The organism is Paenibacillus sp. YIM B09110, assembly GCF_037167145.1.
GTDB lineage: Bacteria > Bacillota > Bacilli > Paenibacillales > Paenibacillaceae > Pristimantibacillus.
In genome coordinates, this window is sequence record NZ_JBANSP010000006.1 from 95046 (window position 1) to 118262 (window position 23217).

General features: G+C 50.2%; 20 protein-coding genes. All 20 read right to left on the bottom strand.

All coding sequences use genetic code 11. The annotated features are described in order from the left end of the window. Positions 1-10: 10 nt before the first annotated feature. Entirely contained in the window at positions 11-1642 is a 1632-nt protein-coding gene (locus tag V8F51_RS11315) for an ABC transporter substrate-binding protein (RefSeq protein WP_337100330.1), read from the bottom strand. 251 nt (positions 1643-1893) lie between these two features. Then, positions 1894-2679: a DUF1684 domain-containing protein gene (locus V8F51_RS11320; RefSeq protein ID WP_337100331.1), complete on the bottom strand. Its 786-nt coding sequence runs from the start codon at positions 2677-2679 to the stop codon at positions 1894-1896. Then, on the bottom strand, positions 2679-3545 hold the full coding sequence (locus V8F51_RS11325) for an alpha/beta fold hydrolase (protein ID WP_337100332.1): 867 nt from the start codon (positions 3543-3545) through the stop codon (positions 2679-2681). The genes V8F51_RS11320 and V8F51_RS11325 overlap by 1 nt, the downstream gene beginning before the upstream one ends. A 185-nt stretch (positions 3546-3730) precedes the next feature. After that, entirely contained in the window at positions 3731-3937 is a 207-nt protein-coding gene (locus V8F51_RS11330; protein WP_337100333.1) for a hypothetical protein, read from the bottom strand. Continuing rightward, positions 3894-5234 carry a stalk domain-containing protein gene (locus tag V8F51_RS11335; protein WP_337100334.1) on the bottom strand — a complete coding sequence of 447 codons (1341 nt, stop codon included), beginning with the start codon at positions 5232-5234 and terminating at the stop codon, positions 3894-3896. Before V8F51_RS11335 ends, V8F51_RS11330 begins: the two co-directional genes overlap by 44 nt. A 49-nt stretch (positions 5235-5283) precedes the next feature. After that, positions 5284-5808 carry a DUF2569 domain-containing protein gene (locus V8F51_RS11340; RefSeq protein ID WP_337100336.1) on the bottom strand — a complete coding sequence of 175 codons (525 nt, stop codon included), beginning with the start codon at positions 5806-5808 and terminating at the stop codon, positions 5284-5286. Positions 5809-6163: 355 nt separating this feature from the next. Continuing rightward, positions 6164-7048 (bottom strand): carbohydrate ABC transporter permease, encoded by an 885-nt coding sequence (locus V8F51_RS11345; protein ID WP_337100337.1) that lies wholly within the window; start codon positions 7046-7048, stop codon positions 6164-6166. A gap of 16 nt (positions 7049-7064) precedes the next feature. Further along, positions 7065-7946 carry a carbohydrate ABC transporter permease gene (locus V8F51_RS11350; RefSeq protein ID WP_337100338.1) on the bottom strand — a complete coding sequence of 294 codons (882 nt, stop codon included), beginning with the start codon at positions 7944-7946 and terminating at the stop codon, positions 7065-7067. 107 nt (positions 7947-8053) lie between these two features. Continuing rightward, positions 8054-9388, bottom strand: coding sequence for an extracellular solute-binding protein (locus tag V8F51_RS11355; RefSeq protein ID WP_337100339.1), 1335 nt, complete (start codon positions 9386-9388; stop codon positions 8054-8056). 111 nt (positions 9389-9499) lie between these two features. Beyond that, entirely contained in the window at positions 9500-10288 is a 789-nt protein-coding gene (locus V8F51_RS11360) for a response regulator transcription factor (protein WP_337100340.1), read from the bottom strand. Between the two features lies 1 nt (position 10289). Then, positions 10290-12044: a cache domain-containing sensor histidine kinase gene (locus V8F51_RS11365; protein ID WP_337100341.1), complete on the bottom strand. Its 1755-nt coding sequence runs from the start codon at positions 12042-12044 to the stop codon at positions 10290-10292. A 659-nt stretch (positions 12045-12703) separates the two neighbouring features. Next, the gene (locus tag V8F51_RS11370; RefSeq protein ID WP_337100342.1) at positions 12704-13972 is read right to left on the bottom strand and encodes an amidohydrolase family protein; all 1269 of its coding nucleotides are present in this window, start codon (positions 13970-13972) and stop codon (positions 12704-12706) included. A gap of 33 nt (positions 13973-14005) precedes the next feature. Then, on the bottom strand, positions 14006-14734 hold the full coding sequence (locus V8F51_RS11375) for a maleate cis-trans isomerase family protein (protein WP_337100343.1): 729 nt from the start codon (positions 14732-14734) through the stop codon (positions 14006-14008). Between the two features lie 48 nt (positions 14735-14782). Then, positions 14783-16129, bottom strand: coding sequence for a RidA family protein (locus tag V8F51_RS11380; protein WP_337100344.1), 1347 nt, complete (start codon positions 16127-16129; stop codon positions 14783-14785). A 28-nt stretch (positions 16130-16157) separates the two neighbouring features. Further along, positions 16158-16964: an alpha/beta fold hydrolase gene (locus V8F51_RS11385; RefSeq protein ID WP_337100346.1), complete on the bottom strand. Its 807-nt coding sequence runs from the start codon at positions 16962-16964 to the stop codon at positions 16158-16160. Between the two features lie 31 nt (positions 16965-16995). Then, positions 16996-18210: an aromatic ring-hydroxylating oxygenase subunit alpha gene (locus tag V8F51_RS11390; RefSeq protein ID WP_337100347.1), complete on the bottom strand. Its 1215-nt coding sequence runs from the start codon at positions 18208-18210 to the stop codon at positions 16996-16998. Positions 18211-18247: 37 nt separating this feature from the next. Next, the gene (locus V8F51_RS11395; RefSeq protein ID WP_337100348.1) at positions 18248-19609 is read right to left on the bottom strand and encodes an amidohydrolase family protein; all 1362 of its coding nucleotides are present in this window, start codon (positions 19607-19609) and stop codon (positions 18248-18250) included. Between the two features lie 31 nt (positions 19610-19640). Further along, on the bottom strand, positions 19641-20657 hold the full coding sequence (locus tag V8F51_RS11400; protein WP_337100349.1) for an ABC transporter substrate-binding protein: 1017 nt from the start codon (positions 20655-20657) through the stop codon (positions 19641-19643). Positions 20658-20871: 214 nt separating this feature from the next. Next, complete coding sequence (locus V8F51_RS11405; RefSeq protein ID WP_337100350.1) at positions 20872-22419, bottom strand: PucR family transcriptional regulator; 1548 nt, start codon at positions 22417-22419, stop codon at positions 20872-20874. 41 nt (positions 22420-22460) lie between these two features. Then, entirely contained in the window at positions 22461-23210 is a 750-nt protein-coding gene (locus V8F51_RS11410) for an SDR family NAD(P)-dependent oxidoreductase (RefSeq protein WP_337100351.1), read from the bottom strand. Positions 23211-23217 lie beyond the last annotated feature (7 nt).

A 23217-nucleotide genomic window follows, 5' to 3' on the forward strand; every position in this document is an offset into this window, starting at 1 on the left:
ACATAATAAATTATTTAACATCCCATTCGTATACGTTAATGAACATACCGAAGTCCTTCGGTTCAGCGCCGACTACGCGCTTGTTCACGGCGCCAAGCGCCTTTGTCGCATAGATGGACGGCATTGGCACGTCTTGCGCCAGTATTTGCTGCAGCTGGCTGTAAGAAGCCTTAATCTTCGCTTCGTCAACTTCCGCGCCGATTGATGCAAGAATGCTTTCAACCTCTTCGTTCTTGTAGCCGTTCGGATTGCCTTCATTCAAGAAGTAAGCAACGTCCGGCAACGGGTTGATCGGCGTCAGCGACACCGTCAGAATGCCAAGATCGTATTCCATCTTCACAAGCTTATCGATGAGCGTAGCAAGATCCAACATCTGAATCTTCACATTAACGCCAACCGCCTTCAAGTTCTCTGCGATAATATTCGATGCTTGCTCCAGTGTAGCGTCGCCTGACAGAACGGACAATGTGAGCGTCTTGCCGGAATCCCAGCCGGATTCCTGGAGCAAGCTCTTCGCTTTGTCCGGATCGTAAGCGACAGGCTTCACGTTCTCGTCGCGGTACGGACTTAAGCTTGTAAAGTAGTTGTCGACAACTTCGCCTGCGCCCTTAAGCAGCTTCTCTACGATCTGCTCGCGGTTCATCGCATACGAGATCGCTTGTCTTTGCTTCGCGTCCGGTACCGATTTTTCGTTAATATACATAAACTGCGTAGCTAGCGGCAACCCTTCTACCGCCGTTACATTCGAAAGTCCCTTAACCTTCTCATAATCGCCAACCGGAATAACGCCGGCAGACGGGATGTTCATATCAATCTCGCCGCTTTGCAGTTGCGCGGATACCGCTGTGCCTTGCAATACTTTAAAGTTAAGCTGCTCCAGCTTCGGCGCCCCTTTGAAATAGTCCTTGTTCGCTTCCATCTGCACGAGGTGATCGCGATCGTAGGTTACGAGCTTGAACGGCCCGCTCGTTACAGTCGGCTTCTGCATGAAATCGCTTTTGTTGATTTCTTCGGGAGCAATATCTTTAAGCGCCGCTTGCGGCAGCGTCAGCAAATTCTTGCCAATCGTATCTTGGAAAATGTTAAGCGTCGTTGGCGCTTTCGTCGTAATCGTAAGCGTGTGCTCATCGACTTTTTTCACGCCCGAGATATCCGCCTGACCTTCCGGCAAATAACCGGCTTCGTCAAGACCTTCCACGATCGCGAACATATACGCATAATTGGAAGCTACTTTCACATTGCTCATCAGCTTCAGCGTGAAAATAACGTCGTCAGCTGTTACCGGCGTACCATCCGTCCATTTCGCGTTAGCGTTCAACTTAATCGTGAACGTCTTGTTGTCCGTTGTCTCAATGGAATCCGCAAGCATCGGCTTGTACTTCAAATCCGAGTCCAGATCCACAAGCGGCGGGAACAACAGGCTTGCCACATAAGTGGATACAAGTCCAACCGGTGCAAGCGGATTAATACCGCTTGGAGCGTAAGTCACACCGATATTAACCATTTTCTTGCCGCCCTCAGCCGGTTCACCGGTGTTAGCTCCATTGTTCTCGTTCGAGCTGCATGCGGACAATACCGTTAATGCTGCAATTAATAATATTGCGAATACTTTAGTTAATGAGCTCTTCCTCTTGCTGTTCATACTTACACCCCTTAGTTAATTCCCATTATTCTTATATGCTTTATTTAATATTAAATTATATAAGAGCTTTGTCAATATAATTATACATAATTCGACACGAGCAATAGTTGCCATTTCATTTAAATCTTTCACTTTTTACAAATAGCATGTGCTTATTTCCATTATTCTATTTCGGTTTCCATGCATGCAAATAAAAGAAGACCGAACTGGCACGTGCAGCCATCGGTCTACTTAGCTAGTGTCAGTTACACTTAAGAGCCATTATCTCGATGCATGACTTGCTGTTCGCCTGCTTTCACTTCGAAGGGCAAACGATTGTTAGCTGGAGGCATTGGACAATTAAAATAGTAGGAGAATGCGCAAGGAGGCAGGAAAGCCCGATTAAAATCCAGCTTCACCTTGCCTTCGGCATCGACAGATACGAGCAGCATGCGGCCCATGCCGTATGTCTCGTGACCGTTCGTCTTATCGCCGAACACGACGATGAGCGAATGGCCAGAGACGAATGGGCTTAGCACATAGCTCGATCCGTCTCGCTCGAAACGAATGTCTCCAGGCGATTGATGCTGTCTTGCGAAGCCCGCTTCATCCGCATTATGCGAAAAGCTTACCGTACGCCCTTCATCGCCTACGACCAGCTCCCCCTCGATTACCCATGTCGGATCATACGCGAAGCTCGATATGTGATCAAAGCTGCGAACGCCCTCTGATTCGGCATCGTAGATCGCCAGCAGATGGTTGGAGCCGGGTTGCTCGGTCGCCACGGCTGTCATTCTGCTAGAGAAGCAGACAACCGATTGATCCGCAATAAGCGAAACCGTGCCGTCAAGCAGCTTGCCGTCAACCATAACAGCTTCTTCAGCCGAAGCCGTAAGCGTCAGACCCGACTTGTCTGGCGAAGTAGGCTGCCATAAGCCAGGCAGCCCCTCCACGCGAGTCTCTGAAGTTATCGAATGCATCGCGATTAACGCCAGATCACCTTGGTAATCGGCAACCGAACGATTGCGCTCCGCTCTCCATTCTTCGAATTGCTTCATTATTTCACGCCCTCCGGGAAAAGAAACGTCGTTAGCCGTTCGATGAAAGCGCCATGTTCCTCAATGAACGGCATATGACCGCTCTTCTCGAATAACGCGAGCTCCGAGCCCGGGATTAAGCGATGCATTTCTTCTCCTTGCGAGACTGGCGTAATCCAGTCGTAACGTGCCGCTACTATTAATGTAGGTACTTGCAGAGACGGCAGCTTACCGCGCACATCGTATTGCGGGATGAAATGCTTGAACGTATAGTTCGCTACATCCAGCGAACCGATCGGACGGCTGCCCGTCTCCCTCATGACGTCCTCGTCCATGACGTGGAAGTAAAGCGGGTAGCATACGTCCCACCAACGAATGAGATGATCGTCGTTCTCGATGCGTCCCTCGAACAATTCCGGTATCGTGCGCAACTGCTCCGGCGTAGCTACGCGGCTTGCAAAGTCGAGCGCTGCAGGGTAGAACTCCTTGCTCGGCGCTGTGCAAATAAGCAGCAGCTTGTCCAGCGATTGCGGGTAGCGAGTTGCATAGACTTGCGCCACCATTCCGCCGAAGGAGTGCCCGAGCAGAGAAATACGTTCGAAGCCCAAGTATTCGCGCAGCGCTTCAATATCGTCCGCAAGCTGCTCCAGCGTACAAGTCGCCGGATCAACCCGCTCCGATTGCCCGTTGCAGCGTTGGTCCAAATAAACGATTTGCATATGATCAGCCAGCGGCGTCAGCCACGGCTTGAAATCGGAGTGATCGCTGCCTGGACCGCCATGCACGGCGAACAGAACCGGTCTTCTGACCATCGTCTCTCCGCGCGGTACATATCCAGAGCCTTCTATATCGAAATAGATGCGTGTTCCATTCAAATTCGCAAACATTTTACACATCACGTTCCATTCATTGTTGAGTAACTATATCCCATCATTATCTAACTCATTTAGAATGAAGTCAATAAATCGGTGTGGCAATCTATAGAACGAGAAATAAGAAAATCGTGCCGAAGCCGTTGCACTTGCCAAACAAAGAAAGCAGCAGAGAGAACCCCTCCCTGCTGCTCTTACTATTACTCTTCCTTCGTGCCGCTCAAGTTAAGCGTAGGCGTCTGATCGAAGAAATTCCAAGGTTTCGAAAGATCGAATTTCTGCGAAGCGCTTTGTTCCGTTTGCACAATGCTCGTCTCCGCCTGCATCGTGCTCTCGCGAGGTCCACCGACTATTTCATACCAGTTAATAATAAAAAGAATACATCGCTTGGAATCTTGCAACCTCATCCTGCAATCCCATATTCATCATTGCGTCCGTCAATGTTTCCATAAATTCATCGCCATAGTCGATTGGACTCAAGTTAACATCCCGGATCAAAGCTAGTTTTTGCGAATAAGTTGCGCGGTCTAGCAGACCTGTCAAATCACTCGCTTCCATCTCTTCATCGACCGTTAAAGGAGGATGAAGCTTTCCTGCATCGGAACGAACAACATTCGTCACACCAAGCTTGTCCAACGTCGGAACGACTATCGACTTCTCCCGTTCTAACGCGACGTTCTCGGAGTAGCGATAAACGTCGTCGATGATCGGCGGCTTTAGCGTTTGCTCTAGCTTTTGAACAACCGCCCGCTTCTCCAACCGATCCGCCTCCGTCTCCTCGATACCGTACTCACGCTCCAACTCCTCCCACATTTCACGTTCGCTTTGCAGATAAGCCTGTTCATCCTCATAGCCCATGAAGAGAAGGGAGGGGTCTTTCATCACAATACGCATAAACTCACGAATGTTATTGGCTACAACTACAGCAGGCTGATCGAAATTCATTGGCGACACCATCACAATCGGCGCCTCTTCCAAATTCACTGCCGACCCGAAGTCAGTCAAAAATCCGAAATGTTCACCGTCGCCCCCCGTCCAGCCGAACGTAACCACATCGACAGGCGAATTAAAATACCCGCTATGTCCAAGCGAAGGATAAAACCCTAACACATTCCAAAGCTCATAGCCTTCTTTGGCAAGCTCCGCTTCCACGTCTATCAATGCCTTCAGCGTCGGAGGAACCTCATACTTTCCGAAGTTTACCGCGATGCTTTCCTCCTCGGAGAGCTCGCGCTCCACGTCCTCCGGCACTTCCTCTCCTCCCTGCAATTCGCCCCATACGCCATTCTCCGGATTGCCAGATGTAATATGCAGTTGATTGGTGGCTGCATTCCATACAACAGCGGCATCGGTCATTCGAATAAAGAATCCTGATTCTAGAAAGGTTGATCCCTTGATTATGCGCAATTGGTCCTCATCGTCTATTAAATCTCCTAAAACTAACGCTATGCCGAAGGATGCTGCGTTTGACTGATACGAAAGGGAAATCGTCTTATCCTCCCACTCAACACCCCATCCCATCTGTTCAAAAACAGCTCGCAACGGAATAAACAGTCTTTCCCCTTCCACAAAAGCTTCTTTCTTCACCTGCAGCGGATTACCGTCGATAAATATCGCAATCGCCTTCGATGAGTTTCCCTGACCATACGCAGGTTGAAGTACTGTGAACGTAAGCAATAAAACAAATAACATTGTCAATTTCATTGATTTCATAAAATAGTTTGAATACAAATCTTCATCCTCCTAAGTCTCATTACTTAATAAACGTATTCTGCACACGCTCGGATTTAAGGAAGTAGGGAATCCAGATCGCGCATGTTATTGCTGAACGAATAATATCGGTAAACGAACTGCCCGTCTCCATTTCTCTAGCAAGCGGAATTTGATAAACAAGGATCGTATCTATAATACCGACCGCAAGGCTGGCACCATAGAAAATAATCATAAGCTTCGGCAATATGGATTTACGGGTATAGAACATCACCAATATAAAAATACAGAACAACAAAAACGCAATATTGTATGCGCCTTCGAACACGATAATCGGCCTCCAAAGAGCGTGATAGAGCTCAGAGTCCTTCGAGGTCAACACTCCCCAGGTATCTGGTTCAAACGCCGGCAAGTTGACGCGAAAAATTTGAACAAGCAGCGTGATCATCGTTAAATACAGTCCGATTTGCACCAAAACAAGCCACCCAGCCAAACCTTTAACGCCTAGCGGTAACGGCTTCAGTTCGCCAGATTGCCTTCCGACATCCCCATTTTCTAAATCATTCATCCCTCTTCATCCCCCAGTACATTCATTTATCCTGTTAACCATTATTCGCGCTAAATATGTAATTTCCTTTCATTTCCTTAACTAACAATTAAAAAAAGCCCAAGTTACGGACACGAAGGACGCTTAAACACAAAACATTCATCATTTCACGAAGCTGCGGACCGAGGGGACCTTAATGACTCCTTTTCCAGACAAACCAATACAGTATGCTGCCGATAGAGTCCGGTGTGTCCGTAAGAATGAAGATTGGCGGAATAATCTACTATTAAGGTCACTACTGTCCGCAAAAAAATAACCCGGCCGCCCTCCCTATTGGAAGACAACCAGGTTATCCATATCCTTGTTTTTCACTTACTTACCCCTTAACCGAACCGGCAGCCATACCTTCAACGATGCGGTCGCTAAGGAACAGGAATGCGATCAGAATCGGCAAAATACTAATCATCAGCGTAGCGCCAATCGCGCCCCAATCGGTTGTGTATTGGCCGATAAAGTTCTGTACGCCGACTGTAAGCGTCTTGTAGGAATCCGAGCTAATGAACGTATTAACGAAAATAAACTCGTTCCAGTTGTAAATCATATTAATAATTGACGTCGTTGCAATAACCGAGCCTGTCATCGGCAATACGATCTGGAAGAACATCCGGTTGACCGAACATCCGTCAATGACGGCCGCCTCTTCAACCTCGCGCGGCAGTGCATAGTAGAACCCGAGCAAGATCATGATCGTAATCGGCATATTGAATGCGACATACGTCAGAATGAGCGATAGCGGATGATCGATCAGGCCCGCCTTATTGAACATGCTGAACAGCGGGATAAGCGTCGAATGAACAGGGATCATCATCGCAACCATGAATAGGCCGAGGACAAGCGAGCTGCCCTTCCATTTCATTCTTGTAATGGCATAGGTCACGAGACTGCCGAGCACGACAGTAAGCGCAGTAGCTACAACCGTAATCCAAACGCTGTTCAAGAAATAAGTATCGATATTGCCCGCGCTCCACACCTTGCTGTAATTTTCCCAGCGAGGGTTCGTCGGCAGCGACAGCGGAGGAAGATTGAACACTTCCTGATTGCTCTTTAGTGAGAAAAACAGCAGCCATACTAGCGGAAACAGCTGCAATGCGGCAACGACAATCAACACCATATATAACAGCGCGTATCCGAGCTTAAGCGCGAAGCTTGAACCCTTTTCCTTCGATACGCCGCCAAGTTGTCCAGCGGTTGTGCTCGTCATGAGGCTTCCTCCTTACTTATGAATATTGAATCGTATCTTTCGTAACGGTCAGCTTGCGGATGATCCATGTAGCAATTAAGCAAATAACGAGCAAGAAGAATCCTACTGCGCTGCCGTAGCCAAAGTCATAGGCACGGAATGCTTCGTGATACATGTAGGATGCCATAACTTCGCTTGAACCGTTCGGTCCGCCGTCCGTCATGACGTAGATCAGATCGAAATACTTCAGCGAGCCGACTACGGATAGCACGATCGTCACTTTAATGACTTCCATGGCGAGCGGAAGCTTGATTTTGTAAGCAATTTGGAACGCATTCGCGCCATCGATCTTCGCCGCTTCTTCCAGCGATGTCGGGATGTTCTTAAGCGCTGCATAATAAATCAGAATATAGAAGCCCGCATATTGCCATAGAATCGGGATGAACAGAGCGAACAATACAAGCGACGGCTCTGCCAGCCATGCGGGAGGATTAGCGACCCCAATAGATTCTAGAAAGCTGTTCATAATACCGTTCGTAGGATGATAAATTTTGAGCCACAGCTGCGCGATCGCAACCGAAGACAAAAGCATCGGAATCAAATAGATTTTACGGAACAGGTTCGCCCCTTTGAGGCGTGCGGATAATACCATAGCAACAACTAAGTACAGAATAAGGCTGAGACCAGAAAACACGGCTAACAGCAGGGAATGCCCTGCACTGCTCCAAAACTTGTTATCTTGAATGAGGGCGCTGTAATTGTCCAGCCCAATAAACTTCATAGCTCCGATCCCGTTCCACTCGTTAAGGCCGTAATAACCTGTCAGTACGATTGGGATGTATACAATTGCCAAAATTAGTATTAGGGAAGGCAGAACGTACAGTGCGATCATCTTTTTATTCGACATTACCTTATCCAAATCGGCCGACTCCTCTCTCTTGGGTCATAACGCAAGAGGCCGCTTATCCGGCTGCAGCAGCCGGATAAGCTAAGCTCCTCAAGTTTCCTTGCTGTCTGCGCGACCGCTTATTTCTTTACGGCAGCGTCATGCTCTTGCGCGAATTTCTCAGGCGTTACAGCTTTGCCGAACAATGACTGAATCATGTTCAGATGAGTTTCAGCTGCGTTAGCCGGCATTTGAACGTCTGCGAACAAAGTAATGCTGCTTGCTTGATTCATTTCGTTGAACAAGTCAATGTAGAGCTGCGGAAGCTCAAGCGCCGATGTGTCTACTTTCGTAGCCGGAATAACGCCTGCACCGGTTACGGATTGCTCGCCCCACTTCGTTACGAAGTATTCAACGAAAGCTTTGGACTCTTCTTTCACTTTGGAGTTTTCTGCAACGAACAAACCTACGCCCGGTCCGCCTACCCAGCTATTGATGTCGCCTTTGCCGCCTTCTACAGTAGGGAACTTGAAGAATCCAACCTTGTCGCGGAATTCTTGCGGAATGTCAGCGTTTGTCGTCCAGTTCGGAAGCTCCCATGTCCCCATTAGATACATAGCCGCTTTCTCGTTCGTGAACTCGGATTTCGCCTCTTCGTTCGATAGTCCATTGAAGCCTTTCACGAAAGCATTGCCGTCAACGAGCGATTGAACCTCGGTAGCCGCTTTCATAAGATTTTCGTCTGCGAACGATGTCTCGCCTTTGATTGCCTTGGACAATGTTTCTTGACCTGCGAAGCGGTCAGCCATGTACATGTACCACAGCGATCCCGTCCAACGATCTTTGTTGCCTAGAGCGATCGGCGCCACGCCGTTGTCACTAAGCATCTTCACCACTTGCTTGAATTGATCATACGTTTGCGGAACTTCAAGCTTGTATTTCTCGAAGATTGCTTTGTTGTAGTAGATTGGAGCAATATTGAACTCTAGTGGAAGCGCATACGTTTTGCCGTCAATAGCATAAGCTTCTGTCGTACCTGCTACGAATTTACCGTTCAGCTCGCCGCCCAGCACATCGTCAACCGGTGTGAACAGGTTGCCTTCAACATAAGGCTGAAGGAAGCCGGCTGCCCATGTTACGCCTACGTCAGGAAGCTGGTTGGAAGCTGAAAGCACTTTCAATTTGTTTTTATATTGTTCGTTATCCAGCACTTCTTGCTTGATGGTTACGTTCTTATGCTCAGCTTGATAGTCGTTGATAATTTGGTTAACGATTTTATTTTGACCGGCAGATACACCCTCTGGCCATAGATGCATGAAGTTGATTGTCACTTTCTTGGAATCGCTTTCAGTAGAGCCCCCATTAGTCGAACCTTCGTTGTTAGCACCGTTATTACCATTGTTGCCGCAGCCTGCAGCTACCATTGCCAGGCAAAGCGTCGTCATGAGCGTGATAGACCATTTCTTTTTGAACACGTTTACAACCCCTTTTCTATTGATGTTTGGTTGGTTCGTATTGCTTCAAAATAATTGTAGCAACGCGGCTGCAACGTGGTAAGGCTATGTGAATTGGGAAAAGTTCTACTTTTATTGGATTGTCTCTTCCGTATATGCAACACTCTTACGATATTGTCCCGGACTCATCCCTTCGATAGAGCGGAACACCTTCACAAAATATTTAGCCGTCTGGTAGCCGACCTGATCGGAAATTTCGGCAATCGTCTGCCTCGTTCCAGACAGCAGCTCCTTCGCCCGCTGCACCCTTTTGCGCGTCAAATATTCGCTGAACGTAAGTCCCGTCTGCTCCTTGAACAGCACACTGAAGTAGCTGGCGTTCATATGGAGATGGTCCGCAATATCGCGCATGGAGATCGGCTCATGAAGATGATTGTCAAGGAACTGTATAGCCTCTTGCACCTGCGAGCCGTATTGCTTGCCTTGACGGACCGTCTCCATTAGCTTCGGATCCACGAGCCGCTCCATTCGTTCGACCCGGTGTATGTCTTCTTCCCGCTTCAGCGCCAGCTCTACCGCTTGAACCAGCTTAGTTTTGTCCAGTGGTTTCAACAAATATTCCACTACACCAAATTGCAGCGCTTTCTGCGCATAATCGAACTCCGGATGACCGGATATAATAATAACGACAGGCGGGCGCTCCATCCCCTTCACTCTCTCCACGAGATCAAGACCGCCAATCTCGGGCATGCGAATATCCGTTATGAGCAGATTCGCTTCATTTTCCCCTAGCCACTCCAACGCCTCAACACCGCTTGCCGCCGTTACGATTTTGTATCGTCCTGCCGCCCACGCTTCCAGCGACTTGCGAATGCCTTCTCTTGTTCTTGGTTCGTCATCTACGACTAATATCGTTTTCATATTAGCTCTCACTCCCATATTCATTCGGTATATCAAAAGCAATCGTCGTCCCGCGGCCTTTCTCACTGCGAATGACGAGACCTTCCGTATCCGATTCATAATAAAGCCTTAATCTTCGATCCACGTTCGCAATTCCGACTCCGTTCCCCTTAGCGGAGCGGTTGATGCCGCTTTGCATGGACGCGTACAACTGCTGAACCTTGTCCGTATCCATACCCGGACCGTTATCGGTTACTTCGATTCGCGTGTAGCCCGTGCGAACGGACGGCATCACTTGAATCTCGACAGTTCCAGGTCCGATTCGCTGCTCTACTCCGTGCAGAATAGCATTCTCCACTAACGGTTGGACAAGAAGCTTCGGAATTGGCGTCCTGCGACAAGAATCGCTTGCAACGATCTGCCAAGACAATCGGTCGATAAGCCGCATATCCATTATTTTGAGATAACGTTCCGCATGATCCAGCTCATCGCTAATCGTCACCCATTCATCGTCGTCCGGACGGGCGATTACGTACCGGAAAAGTCCCGACATCGCCACGACAACCTGCGACAGCTCCTCTTCCCCTTTCTCATCAAGCGCCCAATAGAACGCTTCCAACGTGTTGAACAAAAAGTGGGGATTGATCTGCGCCTGCAGCGCCTTAAGCTCCGTTCGGCTTTGAATGATTTCTTTCTGATAGACGACTTCTATTAACTCATTCAGCGAAACAACCATCTGGTTGTACGTATTGTTAAGCTCGTTAATCTCCATAGAGGATGTCGATACGTCGATCGGCTTCAAAGTCCCAAGTTTCGCAATGCGCATCGCTTTGATGAGATTTAGAATAGGCCGGGTAATCATCGTCGATAAAATAAAGGTGAAAATAAGGAACAGCAGTCCGCCGACCATAACGGACACAATAATGGCAGTACGCAAGATCGATATGCCTTCCGTTGCATACCGTACGGGCGTTAAGATAATGATCCGCCAGTTCGTTTCCTCCGACTTCTTCTGCACCGCGATGTATTCCTCTTCATCGATTTGCACCGTTTCTTCACCTTGCTCGATCATCGAGCTGATATCGAGCTCCTTCGAGAAATCGGATGCGATGACTTGACCTGCAGCATCTACAAGTCCCATCGATTCGCGTGCATCGTTATCCCCTTCCTGCTCCGAATCCGTCAGCTCGAAGTAGCTTTTGTCCATATGGACCATCAAATACCCCGCATGGGAAAAGGACTTGTCAATCAGCCGGACATGCCGGATCCCAATAACGACATTCGGGTATCGCGGATCCAAACCGTACCATACAAGCCTCCCCTTGCCCTCGTCGGCAAGCCCAATCCACTCCTCCGACACTCGGCTGTCCAGGCTCATGTCCGTAAGCGGCAACAGCATCCGATAGTCTGTTGTGAACAGCTCTAACGATTGAATGCCAGTCGCATAAGGCGTATACTTGCGCACCTCCTGCTGCAGCAATTGTCGCTCCTCGAAGCTGATTTTCCGGCCTTCAACCTCTTGTGTCAGCAAGCGTTGAATCGTCGCGTTCGTCGCTACCTGCGCAGTCAACGTGTCAATCTGCATCAGCAGCGCATCCAGCTTGCCGGATGCTTGCACAGCCGTCTGCTGGATATGCTTCTCGGCATTGTTGCGGAGCAGGACCGACACCTGATCATACGTAAACAAGCCGACAGAAGCGAGAACGATAACCATAACGACCATGAATCCGAGAAAAATCTGATTGCGCAGCGTATTCATCGCGTTAAACTTATTCATAAAAACGAACCTATTCAATCGACACACTCCAATCTCCGTTCAATGCCAGCGTTAGAAATCCAGGTGATAGCTTTAGTCCCTCTTAATTGTTTTGAAACTTAATATACACAATTAAGAGCAGAAAATGAAACGCAATATTTCGGAGTCCCTGTTTGACAGAGGTGCTGTAAGTGCGTTTTCGCTCTCCGTTCCTCAAAATAAAAAGAAGCACAGGACGATAATCCGCGCTTCTTCATCAACACTTCTATTCATTAACACTTCTATTCATTAACAAATACAAACTTAAACAAGTAACTAAAGATAAGCGATGAAACAAAAACATAACTGACAAGATGTTTTCGCCATCCCTCCTCCACTCTCGATGCCGCCGCTAGATCCATGACTACAACTGCGAGTAATAACGGTATTTTGAACAGAATCCCCAAATACGGAAATGGCAGTCCAACAATAAAGGCCGCAACCGATAAAAATATAGATAATTTCACTCTAAACCCTCTTCTCTTATTTCGTTTGCGAGCCTCACGCTCACGCAACGCTTGTCGTCCCTCATCAATAACATTTTATATAAATTTTGGATGTTGTCCATGAAATTTTTTTGCGAGCTAACAACAAAAAAGACGCATCTCTGCGTCTTTCTCGCTCATGAAGTGATAGGTGTCTTAAGCACGCCTGACGATCGGTTCAGGTGAAATGACGAATTTGTTTAGTGCGGTTTCGGCGGTACGAAGCCCATTTTTCCAAACGATACGCTCAGGCGTCCGGTCGTAAATGAGATCGCAAATATCGCTTGCGCCTGTCAGAAGGAAGTCGGCGGCAGAGCCGCAAGCGAGCGCACCATATTCGAGGTTAAGCGCCCTCGCCGCCCGCGTCGTACACATCTCCAGCAGCAGAACCGCATCTGCTCGCGTCCCCATATAAGCCGTCTGTCCCAGCAGCAACGCAATGTCTAGCGGATCACCTTTGCCGAACGGCGTGAACGCATTGCGAATATTGTTCGATCCGAAGCACACGTTGACCCCTTCCTCCAGCAGCAATCTAACAGGAGTAAGACCTCTGCGCGGTTTATACGAATCGCCGCGGCCATTTAGGTAGAGATCCGTCGCAGGAAGCGTTATGACATGGATGCCCGCTGCCGCCATTTTAGAAGCAATTACCCTCGCATCGTCCGACTCCATCGAGCCAAGCGACGTCAGGTGCGCAACTGTCACCCTTCCCTGCAAGCCGTATGCTATCGTCAAGTCGGCAATATCGACGATTGTGCGATGGGAAGGATCATCTGAGAAATCAACATGAAGATCAACAGGTAGACCCGTCTCCTCAGCCAGCTTAAATATCCATTCTAGATGCTCGCGCGCATCCGTATCGTTATACGGAATGCCACCTATCGCATCAGCGCCCATAGCGACCGCTTGCCTCATCAGTTCCTCAGTCCCCTCCTGCTGGAAGATCCCCTCCTGCGGAAAGACAACAAGTTGAATCGTCATAAGAGAACGATAAAGCTCCTTCAACTGCAACGCAGCCTCCATACTCAGCAGACCGATGATCGGATCAACCTCAACCTGACAGCGCAGATGCGTAACACCAGCCTGCATGCTTCGCTCGATGACGGCAACCGACCGCCTCATAATGTCTTCAAACGTGTAATCTTTCTTAAGCGCCGCAGTCATGCCAATGGCATCGCTTAAGCTGTCCGCTTCGCGGCTCATTCGCTGCGTCAGAAAAGCCTTATCCAAATGGATATGCGATTCCACTAATCCCGGCAGCACTAGCCTGCCCGCCGCAGTTACCGTTTCCTTCGCACGAACCGTATGCTTCACGCCATCATAGAAACGGCCATTATATGTTATGATTCCGTCCTTCACGCCAAGATCACGCAGCTCTCCAGTGAATGGATCGGTGTATCCGCTAACCCAAATGTCGTAGTCCATAGTTGTTTCCCCCGGCACGCTTGTTTTTAATTGTTAGCTGCAAAGAAACAGCTTGCCCCATTTCGCCGCAAGCGGCACTCCTTGAGCGCCAATGTCTAGCTTGCGAAAGCTATGCCATACGGTAGCCGAGACGGAATCGATGACGGCCACGCCGAACTGTTCCTCAAGCCGGGCAGCCATAGAAGCCGCATGAAAATTCGTGCAGACGACCGCAAGCGCCTCAACGCCCTCCACAGCCGCAGCAGCTTCCATCATTAAGCGAATATCGGTTTCCGGCACGTAAGCAAAGTCCTTATTTACGGATATGCCGCTCATACGCTCAACTAGACATTCGTATCCAAGCTCACCGTATTGCTTGCGAATCATGCCGCTAACGTCCGCCGTATAAGGCGTTACGAGTCCTAGCTTCTTAACGCCCAGTACTTCGAACGCTTCTATAATCGCAAGCGCCGAAGTCGTAGCCGGAATGCCCGTCTCTGCTTCAATCATGGCGCATAGCTTGCGATCCTTCTCCAAGCCAAGCCAGCTTGCAGAAGTGCCGTTCCAGACGATGAGGTCGACATCGGCATCGGCAAGCAACGCAGCGGCAGCCAGCATCGGCTCATCGCGGAATTGGTCGTTCGCCTTGTCAGAGAGCGCAATCTCTCTGACGACGAACCGCGAGAAATGAACGGAAACGTCCGGAGTATCAGCAATGATCCGATAGGTTATCGGTTCTAGTATCGTATTGGAAGACGGTGTAAGCATCCCTATCTTAATCATATCTGTAACCTCCCTAGCGGGGATCAAATCTATTATCAAGCAACTTTTCTATTGCGGATCATACAAAACGAAATCTACCATCATGCCGCAGCCTTGCACCCATAGTTCACGGTTAACCTCTACGACAGTAACAGCCGGCTTATGCGCTCCGGCGAACAGCTCGGACCAAGCCTCCATCGCGCCGGCATACATACCCAAATCGGCGAAGTACAGATTCGCCTTAACCGCCTTTTCTAGCGGTACGCCTGCTGCGTCACAGATGCTGCGCGCCTTGGCTATAATGAATGCCATCTGTTTCTTGCCTGCGAGCCCGAAGTATGGAAGACCGGGTGTTAGCGACGCTTCCGCCGCTAGGCCGTTCGGCGCCGTTGCCATTAAGCCGCTAATGTAAATGAGGTCGTCAGCCCGCATCGCCGCGGACTCATGACTCTTCGGCGTCCATCCGCCGCGAATTGGCTGGCGCAGATGCTTTGCTTCCGGCAGCAGCAGATCAAGTGAAACTTCCACCCGGCAGCCCTTCGCCCCTAGCTCAACACGGGGCACAATCGTACGCGACGGCGCTTCGAACTTGTCCGGAAAATACTTGCTCCATACGTCTTCAAAGCCAACGAAGTCATTCGGATCAGCCAGAAACACATGCGCCTTAACCGCCATATCCAGGCTCGTTCCTGCCGCCTTGGCTACTTTGCTTAGCTTATCCATCAAATATTCGGCTTGCTTCCGTATCGGCAGATCTCCCCAGAACAGCCCATTCGTCCTTGCCTCTGGCGCAAGCGAAGTAACCTCGCCTTCCTGCCCAGGCGCTCCCCAATTCCCTTGCCAATCGGTTGGAATATCCCCCGATAGGAACACCCAATCGCCAAGCTTAACGCCTTCGGCAAATCCGGGTCCAGGCTTCGCGACATCCGGCGCAGATACCTTCTCCAGCACTTGCCCCTCTTCGGGCAGCAGAGCTGTAAAGTCGACCTCCAACAGCGCCCCTTCAACAAGCAGCTGACGCACGCCAATCCCCGTACTTGGCGGACTAAGCATCGTGAAATAGCGGTTCTTGCTCTCGACATACCGTTTATTGTTGACGGTCAGATCGCCAATTCGGTAACCCTCACGCTTCATATCCGTTACATACCATTGATTCGCGCGAACGATATGCTCCGGCAAATATCCAGCCGCCGCAACGATATCCTTCACTCGCTTATACACATAATCCGCTTGCTTGGCGACAGGATCGGAGTAATACGGGAAGGATGGATGCACCTGCGCCTCCTCCGCAATTCCGCTCGTCAAGTCCGAAGCGGACTGCCCGGATATGAACAGCCAGTTGCCGGCTTTCACAGCTGGGCTATACGGAATAACCGGCCTTGGCATGCCTTCCGGCCAAATCTCTTTAATCGACATTTATTATCGCCTCTCATTCTCTATACATTTACACATCTAGAAAGTAGAGAACCTCGCTCACGAACAGCTTCGGATCTTCCTTGTAAATTTCATGACCGATACCGGGCAATCGTTTCACTTTCACGTAAGCATTCATCTGCCGCAGCTCATACAGCTCCTCATTCGTAATGAGCGGCGACAGCTCCGCGGCAAGAAGCAGCGCCCTTGTCGTTATGCGTCTATAATGCGAATGAAACGGCTCGACATTCATCGATCGGTACGACTGCACGATCGCCGGCAGCGCACATGCGCGCAGCTCTTCCGCTTTTAGCGACACATTCATCTTCGTATCCGCATAGAAGGCTGCGAAAGCCTCCATATCACCGGCCTCAATCGCTTCCTTCGGCCCAGTGAACCGAGACAGCGGCGGCGGGAAAGACCGCCTGCCCGGACCGCTGATCGGCGGATCGATCAGCACCATCGCGCTAATCAGCTGCGGATGCTCCGCCGCGAACGCCGCAGCTATCCGGCCGCTAAGCGAGTGACCGACTAGAATGGGCCGCTGCGCATGGCCGGACAAGCTGTTCATAACGGCAAGCAGATCATTCGTGTAATCGCGAAGCGTGTAACCCTCTTCCGGCTTGAACGATTCGCCTCTGCCCCGCAAGTCGACCGCTACGCAATAAAACGATTTCGGCATCAGCTTCATGACGGGAAGGAACGACTTCGCGTACTCGGTGATGCCATGCAGGAACACAATCGGTTGCGCCCGTTTGTCTCCCGATACGATATAACGAAGCTCACCTTCCAACGTCTGAATCTTCACCGACTCATAGGCGAATCCATCCTCATCCATGAAGCGATTACCTCCAGATTCAACATCAGGCTCATGCATGCTCAAGCCCTTTGACCGTAATTTTATGTTCCTTCAAATAGGAGTTGTATCGCTTGGCCAGCCAGCGGTTAAGCTGAGGCAACGTACGTTCCAGCGCCGCATAACGGCCGCGGCTCGAAAGTCTCGCGTACATCCCCTTCTGAATCGCCGCGTTCGCGGCAAGATCCTGCTCATTGATCTCCATCACGCTGTCATTAGCCAGCTTGTAGCGCTCTTCGAAGTCAGGCAGCTGCGTCGTTTCCTTCGGATAACAGAGTCCTGCGCGGAACAGAATCTGACCCGGTCCTTGCGGCAATATAATGTTCCAGAAGATTTGATCTGGCAGCAAACCAAGCGTCAGCATAGGCGGCACGGCAGCAATCGTCATCTTGCTGCGCTGCTCCTCCGACAAGGTCGGAATGATCGGGAAGATCGCCTTCTGATCGGGCGAGAAGCCCGCGCCCTCATGCGTGAAGCCCGTTGGGTGCATCACTTGTCCGTCCCCGTCCTCAAAGTCGATGAATCCGGCAAGCTTGCCCGGCGCGAAGTCATGCGGACCGCTGTGCAAATATGTCGTATGGTACGGCTCTAGCGAGCTTTCGATCATGATTTTCCAATTCCACTTGCAATCCTCTACATCTACGAACGGCATCGCAATCATGTCGTTTACGTTATAGTTCTTCATCTCGTCGTCCAGCTTCTTAAGCGTAGGCGCAAGCGGCGCAGCATCCTTATCAAAGTTGCAGAAAATAAATCCGTTCCATATTTCCGTCTTCAACTGCGGAAGGCTATGATCATGGCGCAAAATATCGAAAGGCTCGATGCGGATCATCTCCGGAGCCGACACCAGCTCTCCCGTCTGATCGTAGGTCCACCAGTGCAGCGGACAACGGAAGTTTTTGCAATTGCCGCTGCCCTCGGCGACAAGATGACCCCGATGCTGGCACACCGCGGAGATGACATAGATGCCGCCGTCCTTGCCGCGCGAGACGATAAGCGGATCGTCCTGAATCGTAATGGTAAAGTAGTCGCCCACGTTCGGAATTTGGTCTACGCGCCCTACGCATAACCATTCGCGGTAGTAGATTGCCTCTTTTTCGAATTGATAGAATTCCTCGGAGGTATAGATCTCTGCCGGCATGGAACGGGCTTCCTTCGTCTCTAGCAAGGATGGTGCGATGTCTTCCAAGATAGATAGAACGGTTTCTGATGGTTTATATTTATTCATAGTAGTCCCTCCAAGGCTCATTTTTTTCTACGGACGCTTAAACGCCGTGGAACTTGTACTGCTCGGGAATGAACGCTTCCCGCCGCTCCAGCAATTGCTCGGCTGCATACTGCCCGGCCTGCCTCACCTGTTCCTCATCCACCGTTGTCAAGACGCGGTCTTTCATCAGCAGCTTGCCGTCTACCATCACATTTTGCACGTCGCTGCCCTGTGCAGAGTAAACAAGATTGCTGACAATATTGTTGTATGCCTGCGTCAGTACTGGAGTCAGATGCAGCTTGCGGAAGTCGACCGTAATAATGTCCGCCTTCTTGCCAAGCTCGATCGAGCCGATCTCACTATCCTGTCCGAGCGCCTTCGCGCCGTCTATCGTCGCCATTCGCAGCACTTTATCCGCCTTCATCACTTTCGCGTCGTAATGCCTTACTTTCTGCAGCAGAGGAACGTACTTCATTTCCTCCATCATGTCGAGATTGTTATTCTCCTTAACCCCATCCGTACCAATGCCGATTGTAATGCCTCGCTCCGCCATCTCGTGGATCGGCGCAATTCCTGATGCAAGCTTCAGGTTGCTGACAGGACAATGCGCTACAGCCGCACCAGTCTTCGCCATTAGCTCCATTTCGCTTTCCTGCATCCATACACAGTGGGCAAGAACGGTGCGCGGACCTAGAATACCCCGGTCGTAAAAGAGCTCCACCGGCCATCTGCCGTAGTTTTTGTACACTTCCTTCGCCATCTCGATCGATTCTTCGCCATGCGTATGAATGCCTGTGCCCATTTTCTCCGCAATTCTCGCCGCTTCGCGATACGCCTCCTCGGTACAATACGATAGATGCTCCAAGCCAACCCATACATGAATCCGCCCCTGCGCACTCCCGTTCCGATCTTCGATCAGCCGAATATTGCTCTCCAGCGTTTCAAAATAATCGTAGCCCGGACGATCCGCCACATACGGCGCGAACACCGCACGCACGCCTATTTCGTCTGCCGCATCGGCGCACCGATGAACGTGACGATACATATCAAGCACGCTCGTCGTTCCAGACTTAATCCCTTCCGCATAGCTGAGTCTTGCAGCCGCATACGCCTCTTCCTGCTGCAAGGCGCGATGCTTCGGATCGACATACCGGTGCAGCCACTCGAACACCGGCAGGTCCTCGGCCGTCCCTCTAATCAAGCCGGAGTGAAGATGAAGATTAACGAGACCCGGCATAATGACTTGGCCTGCAGCATCCAATACCTCTACGCCTGCATACTTGCTTAGCAGTTCCGCAGACGGTCCGATATCGGCAATTCTCCCGTTCTCCACAAGAACCGCGCCGTCTGTCAGCATGTCATCGTTGTTATTCATCGTCAGCACAATTCCGCCTGCAATTAACCGCGTCTTGCTCTCCATTCTCATCGCCTCCGCATTCTAGATCCTGCACTTATGAAATAAACTCGGTCGTGAACGCCTTGCTTGCATCAAGCTCCTTCTCGATCACTTTCCCATCCAACATTTGCTTCGCAAGCGTCTCCCATCTTTCAAGCGACATATAACCTACGCCATGCTCCGCTGCATCGCCTGTCCAGATTAAGTCTATCGCCGCTTCCGCGCCGTACTTCAACCATTCCAGCGTTGCATCCGGATTATAAGTTTGAATGAACGGATTCACTTCCTCGTAATTGTCCTTGTAGAAGTTCCAGCCTTTGAGCGATGCATCGACATACGCTTTAACGATCTCAGGGTTTTCTTGCATATATTTCTCCGTCGTAATAAGCATACAAGCATAAGGATTATAGCCCGTTGCATCGGCAATCAACATGCTGCCGAAGTCAACGCCTTCTTGCTGCAGCGTATACGATTCATTCGTTACATACCCTTGCGTGTAAGAGGACTTGTCATTGATGAAGTTCGCCATAGAGCCCGTATACGCAACTTCCTTCACGCCCTTCACATCACGCGTATTCAATATATAGTTCCAGAACGGCTGCCCTGGCAAAATGTAAGTCGTCTTACCGGACAGATCCTCGATTTGAGCAAGCTTATTCTCATTGTGGTACATGAAGGCGATCGGATTCGTCTGCAGCACCGATGCAATCGCTACGATCGGAATACCTTGCGCACGAGCCATCAGCACTTCGTCGGCATGCGCCATAGCGAACTGCGCCTTGCCTGAGGCAACCAGTTGAACGCCCGAAACTTGCGGACCGCCGGATTGAATCGTCATGTCCAATCCCGCTTCTTTGTAGAAGCCCTGCTGCAAAGCCGCGTATTGACCGCCATGCTCCGCTTCGGCGAACCAGTTCGTCACCTGCGTAATCTTCTTTAGTGCCGCAGGTTCCGCTCCTCCGTCATTCGTTCCATTGGAAGCATTATTCATTTCATTGTTGGAGCCGCAAGCCGATAGTACGATCGATACACATAACAACACCATAAGAGCGAGACTGCGTTTTCTGTTCATCTGGTTACTCCTCCGTATTCTCTCGTTAGTTTAGTGTTAGATAATCTAACTTAATATCACCATTATGTTGGAGTGAACCATTCGAAACAATCGATTTACAGTGTTTTTTATATTTTCATAAAAATAATGGAGCCAATTTGTGAAAATGATATATTTTGAGTCAGATAAGTTTACATGATATCAATTGCATATAATATATTAATAGTAAGCAAGCTCAAGCTTCTTCTTTATGTTTCTTGTAGTGCCAGAACACAAGCTTCAGCTTCAAAATATCGTTGAAATTGCGAAACTCAATATGCAGCAGCGAATTGATCTTCTCCATCCGATAGGCAATCGTATTCCGATGAACGAACATCCGCTTAGCTACCTCGTTGATCTGCCCGTCATATTCCAGGAATAGCTCCAGCGTGCGGATCATCTCTTCCGAATGCTGCAGCGGGCCAAGGAATTTGCTGCTGTAGGAAGCCAGCACATCATCAGGGATATATTGCAGCAGGCGATATACTTCTAAATCCTCGTCATAAAAAACCGCCCCCGGCATCTCGGTCTGCTGAACGGTTTGTTGCGTATTGACACATTCCGCATAGGCATCCTTTAACTGCGACGCTTGGTTCTTGATCCTGCTCATGTAGAACCTCGGCTGCAAACGCTCTGATCCGGGACCGCTGAACAGCGCCGCCAAACATTCTCCGAGCGCACGATTCTCGCTTTCAGGCAACGACGCTAACGAATAGAGCGATAGAATTGTTTTGCCAATCGGGATATGAATCCCTTTGTAGGCAGCCAGCTCAGGCGCGAACTCCAGCTTCTCATGCACATCCCAGAACGCGTCTACCTCTTGGTCGTTCACCGTTGCAAGCACGCAGCGGTATTGATTAAGCGGCAGCGCAATCCCGTATTTATCGAGCGATGAGAGCAGAACAGCCAGCGGCGCGCGGCTCTGCAGGTACATCAGAAGATCGGTTACCCATTCCTCCCGTTCCCCTTCACCTTGCCGTTTCTTCCTTCCCATGTAGCGCGACAGCAAGTCGCCGGCGAGCACGAACACGCCGTCCTCGTCCTTCATCACCTGCGACTTGCCCGGTACGACCATCAAATAACCGTACAACGCATCCCCTTGCTGAAGCGGAACTTGAAAGTATCTTGTCTCCTGCGAGCCGCACCATCTCGTCCCTTGCGCAGCGGTGAGTCTCGGCCGCCAGAACGACTCCTCCCAGCCGCTCGTATTGAACAGCAAATGGCCGCTTCGGCTAATAACCGCTACCGGATATTCAAGAATATCCGACAGCGTATTGTACACATCCTGCTCCGCAGACTGGCTTAACGCGAGTTGGATAAGACTCTTTTGCTTCGTAAGAACAAGATTGAGCCCCTTCACCTCTTCACCAAGCGACGTCGTATATAGGCCCTTCATCATATCTGAAAAGGTATATTCGTAAGGCAGCTCGATGAGAGGAAAGCCAAGCTCATTCGCTTCTTCGATAAGATGCTCAGGAATGACCTCCCAGTAACGTCCAAGCTTAATACCAAGCGCCGAGCATCCGCCGGCATGCAGCCGGCGAATGAGATCAATCGCCGCCTCCGGGTAACCTTTGAACACAAAAGCCGATGTCAGCAATATTTCCCCGTATTTCAGCCAATTCACGATATCCGGCGCATCCATCACGTTAACGGAGCGAATAATTCGCGTGAGCCCAGCCTCTCCAGCAACAAGCTTTCCATGCTGTAGAGGAAAAATGGATAATGCCTGTTCGACGGTCATGTTCATCCCTCTCACCCCCAAGCTTAGTTGCGATTGCATCCTCAGAAACTCGTATAACCTCCGTCAGCGAACATCGCACTTCCCGTTACGAATGATGCCGCGTCACTGCTTAAGAACAGAATGCAATTGGCAATCTCCTTCGCATCGCCCAGCCTGCCAAGCGGATGCATGGCGATCAGATTCTCGATCGTTCCTTGCGGACCGCGCTGTCCGCCAGCGAATTGCCTGCGCAGCAGAGGCGTATCGATCGCCCCCGGACAGATCGCGTTCACGCGCACCCCTAGCGAAGCCGTCTCAAGCGCAAGGCTGCGCGAGAAATTAACAACCGCCGCCTTCGCAGCCGTATAGGCGGTGAACGATCCCGCGCCAACAACCGCAAGCTGCGACGCTGTATTGACGATATTACCCTTCGACGCCCTCAGCCATGGCATCGCCGCCTTGCTGCATAGATAGACACTCTTAATATTTGTGTCAAACACAAGATCCCAGCTTGCTTCAGTCATATCTTCAAGCCCTGCCACAAGCTCAATGCCCGCGTTGTTGACGAGCACATCCAGTGTGCCCCACTCCCGTTCCAGCTTCGCGAAGGCAGCGTCGATCTGCGTTGAGTCCGTCAAATCAACAGGAATCTGCCAGACGCGCCCCTCTTTCGTTTCGGTCTCGTATTTCTTATCGAATACAGCGACGTCAGCGCCGCTGTCCGCATAAGCCCCAGCTGCAGCGAGTCCAATTCCTGACGCCCCGCCGGTTATGAGTACTTTTTTCCCTGAATAGTTGTAGGTAACGCTCATTAGAATC

Excerpts from the sequence above, each read along its gene's own strand:
- V8F51_RS11315 (WP_337100330.1), bottom strand. The coding sequence starts at position 1,642 with ATGAACAGCAAGAGGAAGAGCTCATTAACTAAAGTATTCGCAATATTA.
- V8F51_RS11320 (WP_337100331.1), bottom strand. The coding sequence starts at position 2,679 with ATGAAGCAATTCGAAGAATGGAGAGCGGAGCGCAATCGTTCGGTTGCC.
- V8F51_RS11325 (WP_337100332.1), bottom strand. The coding sequence starts at position 3,545 with ATGTTTGCGAATTTGAATGGAACACGCATCTATTTCGATATAGAAGGC.
- V8F51_RS11330 (WP_337100333.1), bottom strand. The coding sequence starts at position 3,937 with ATGAGGTTGCAAGATTCCAAGCGATGTATTCTTTTTATTATTAACTGG.
- V8F51_RS11335 (WP_337100334.1), bottom strand. The coding sequence starts at position 5,234 with ATGAAATTGACAATGTTATTTGTTTTATTGCTTACGTTCACAGTACTT.
- V8F51_RS11340 (WP_337100336.1), bottom strand. The coding sequence starts at position 5,808 with ATGAATGATTTAGAAAATGGGGATGTCGGAAGGCAATCTGGCGAACTG.
- V8F51_RS11345 (WP_337100337.1), bottom strand. The coding sequence starts at position 7,048 with ATGACGAGCACAACCGCTGGACAACTTGGCGGCGTATCGAAGGAAAAG.
- V8F51_RS11360 (WP_337100340.1), bottom strand. The coding sequence starts at position 10,288 with ATGAAAACGATATTAGTCGTAGATGACGAACCAAGAACAAGAGAAGGC.
- V8F51_RS11365 (WP_337100341.1), bottom strand. The coding sequence starts at position 12,044 with ATGAATAAGTTTAACGCGATGAATACGCTGCGCAATCAGATTTTTCTC.
- V8F51_RS11370 (WP_337100342.1), bottom strand. The coding sequence starts at position 13,972 with ATGGACTACGACATTTGGGTTAGCGGATACACCGATCCATTCACTGGA.
- V8F51_RS11375 (WP_337100343.1), bottom strand. The coding sequence starts at position 14,734 with ATGATTAAGATAGGGATGCTTACACCGTCTTCCAATACGATACTAGAA.
- V8F51_RS11380 (WP_337100344.1), bottom strand. The coding sequence starts at position 16,129 with ATGTCGATTAAAGAGATTTGGCCGGAAGGCATGCCAAGGCCGGTTATT.
- V8F51_RS11385 (WP_337100346.1), bottom strand. The coding sequence starts at position 16,964 with ATGGATGAGGATGGATTCGCCTATGAGTCGGTGAAGATTCAGACGTTG.
- V8F51_RS11390 (WP_337100347.1), bottom strand. The coding sequence starts at position 18,210 with ATGAATAAATATAAACCATCAGAAACCGTTCTATCTATCTTGGAAGAC.
- V8F51_RS11395 (WP_337100348.1), bottom strand. The coding sequence starts at position 19,609 with ATGGAGAGCAAGACGCGGTTAATTGCAGGCGGAATTGTGCTGACGATG.
- V8F51_RS11400 (WP_337100349.1), bottom strand. The coding sequence starts at position 20,657 with ATGAACAGAAAACGCAGTCTCGCTCTTATGGTGTTGTTATGTGTATCG.
- V8F51_RS11405 (WP_337100350.1), bottom strand. The coding sequence starts at position 22,419 with ATGACCGTCGAACAGGCATTATCCATTTTTCCTCTACAGCATGGAAAG.
- V8F51_RS11410 (WP_337100351.1), bottom strand. The coding sequence starts at position 23,210 with ATGAGCGTTACCTACAACTATTCAGGGAAAAAAGTACTCATAACCGGC.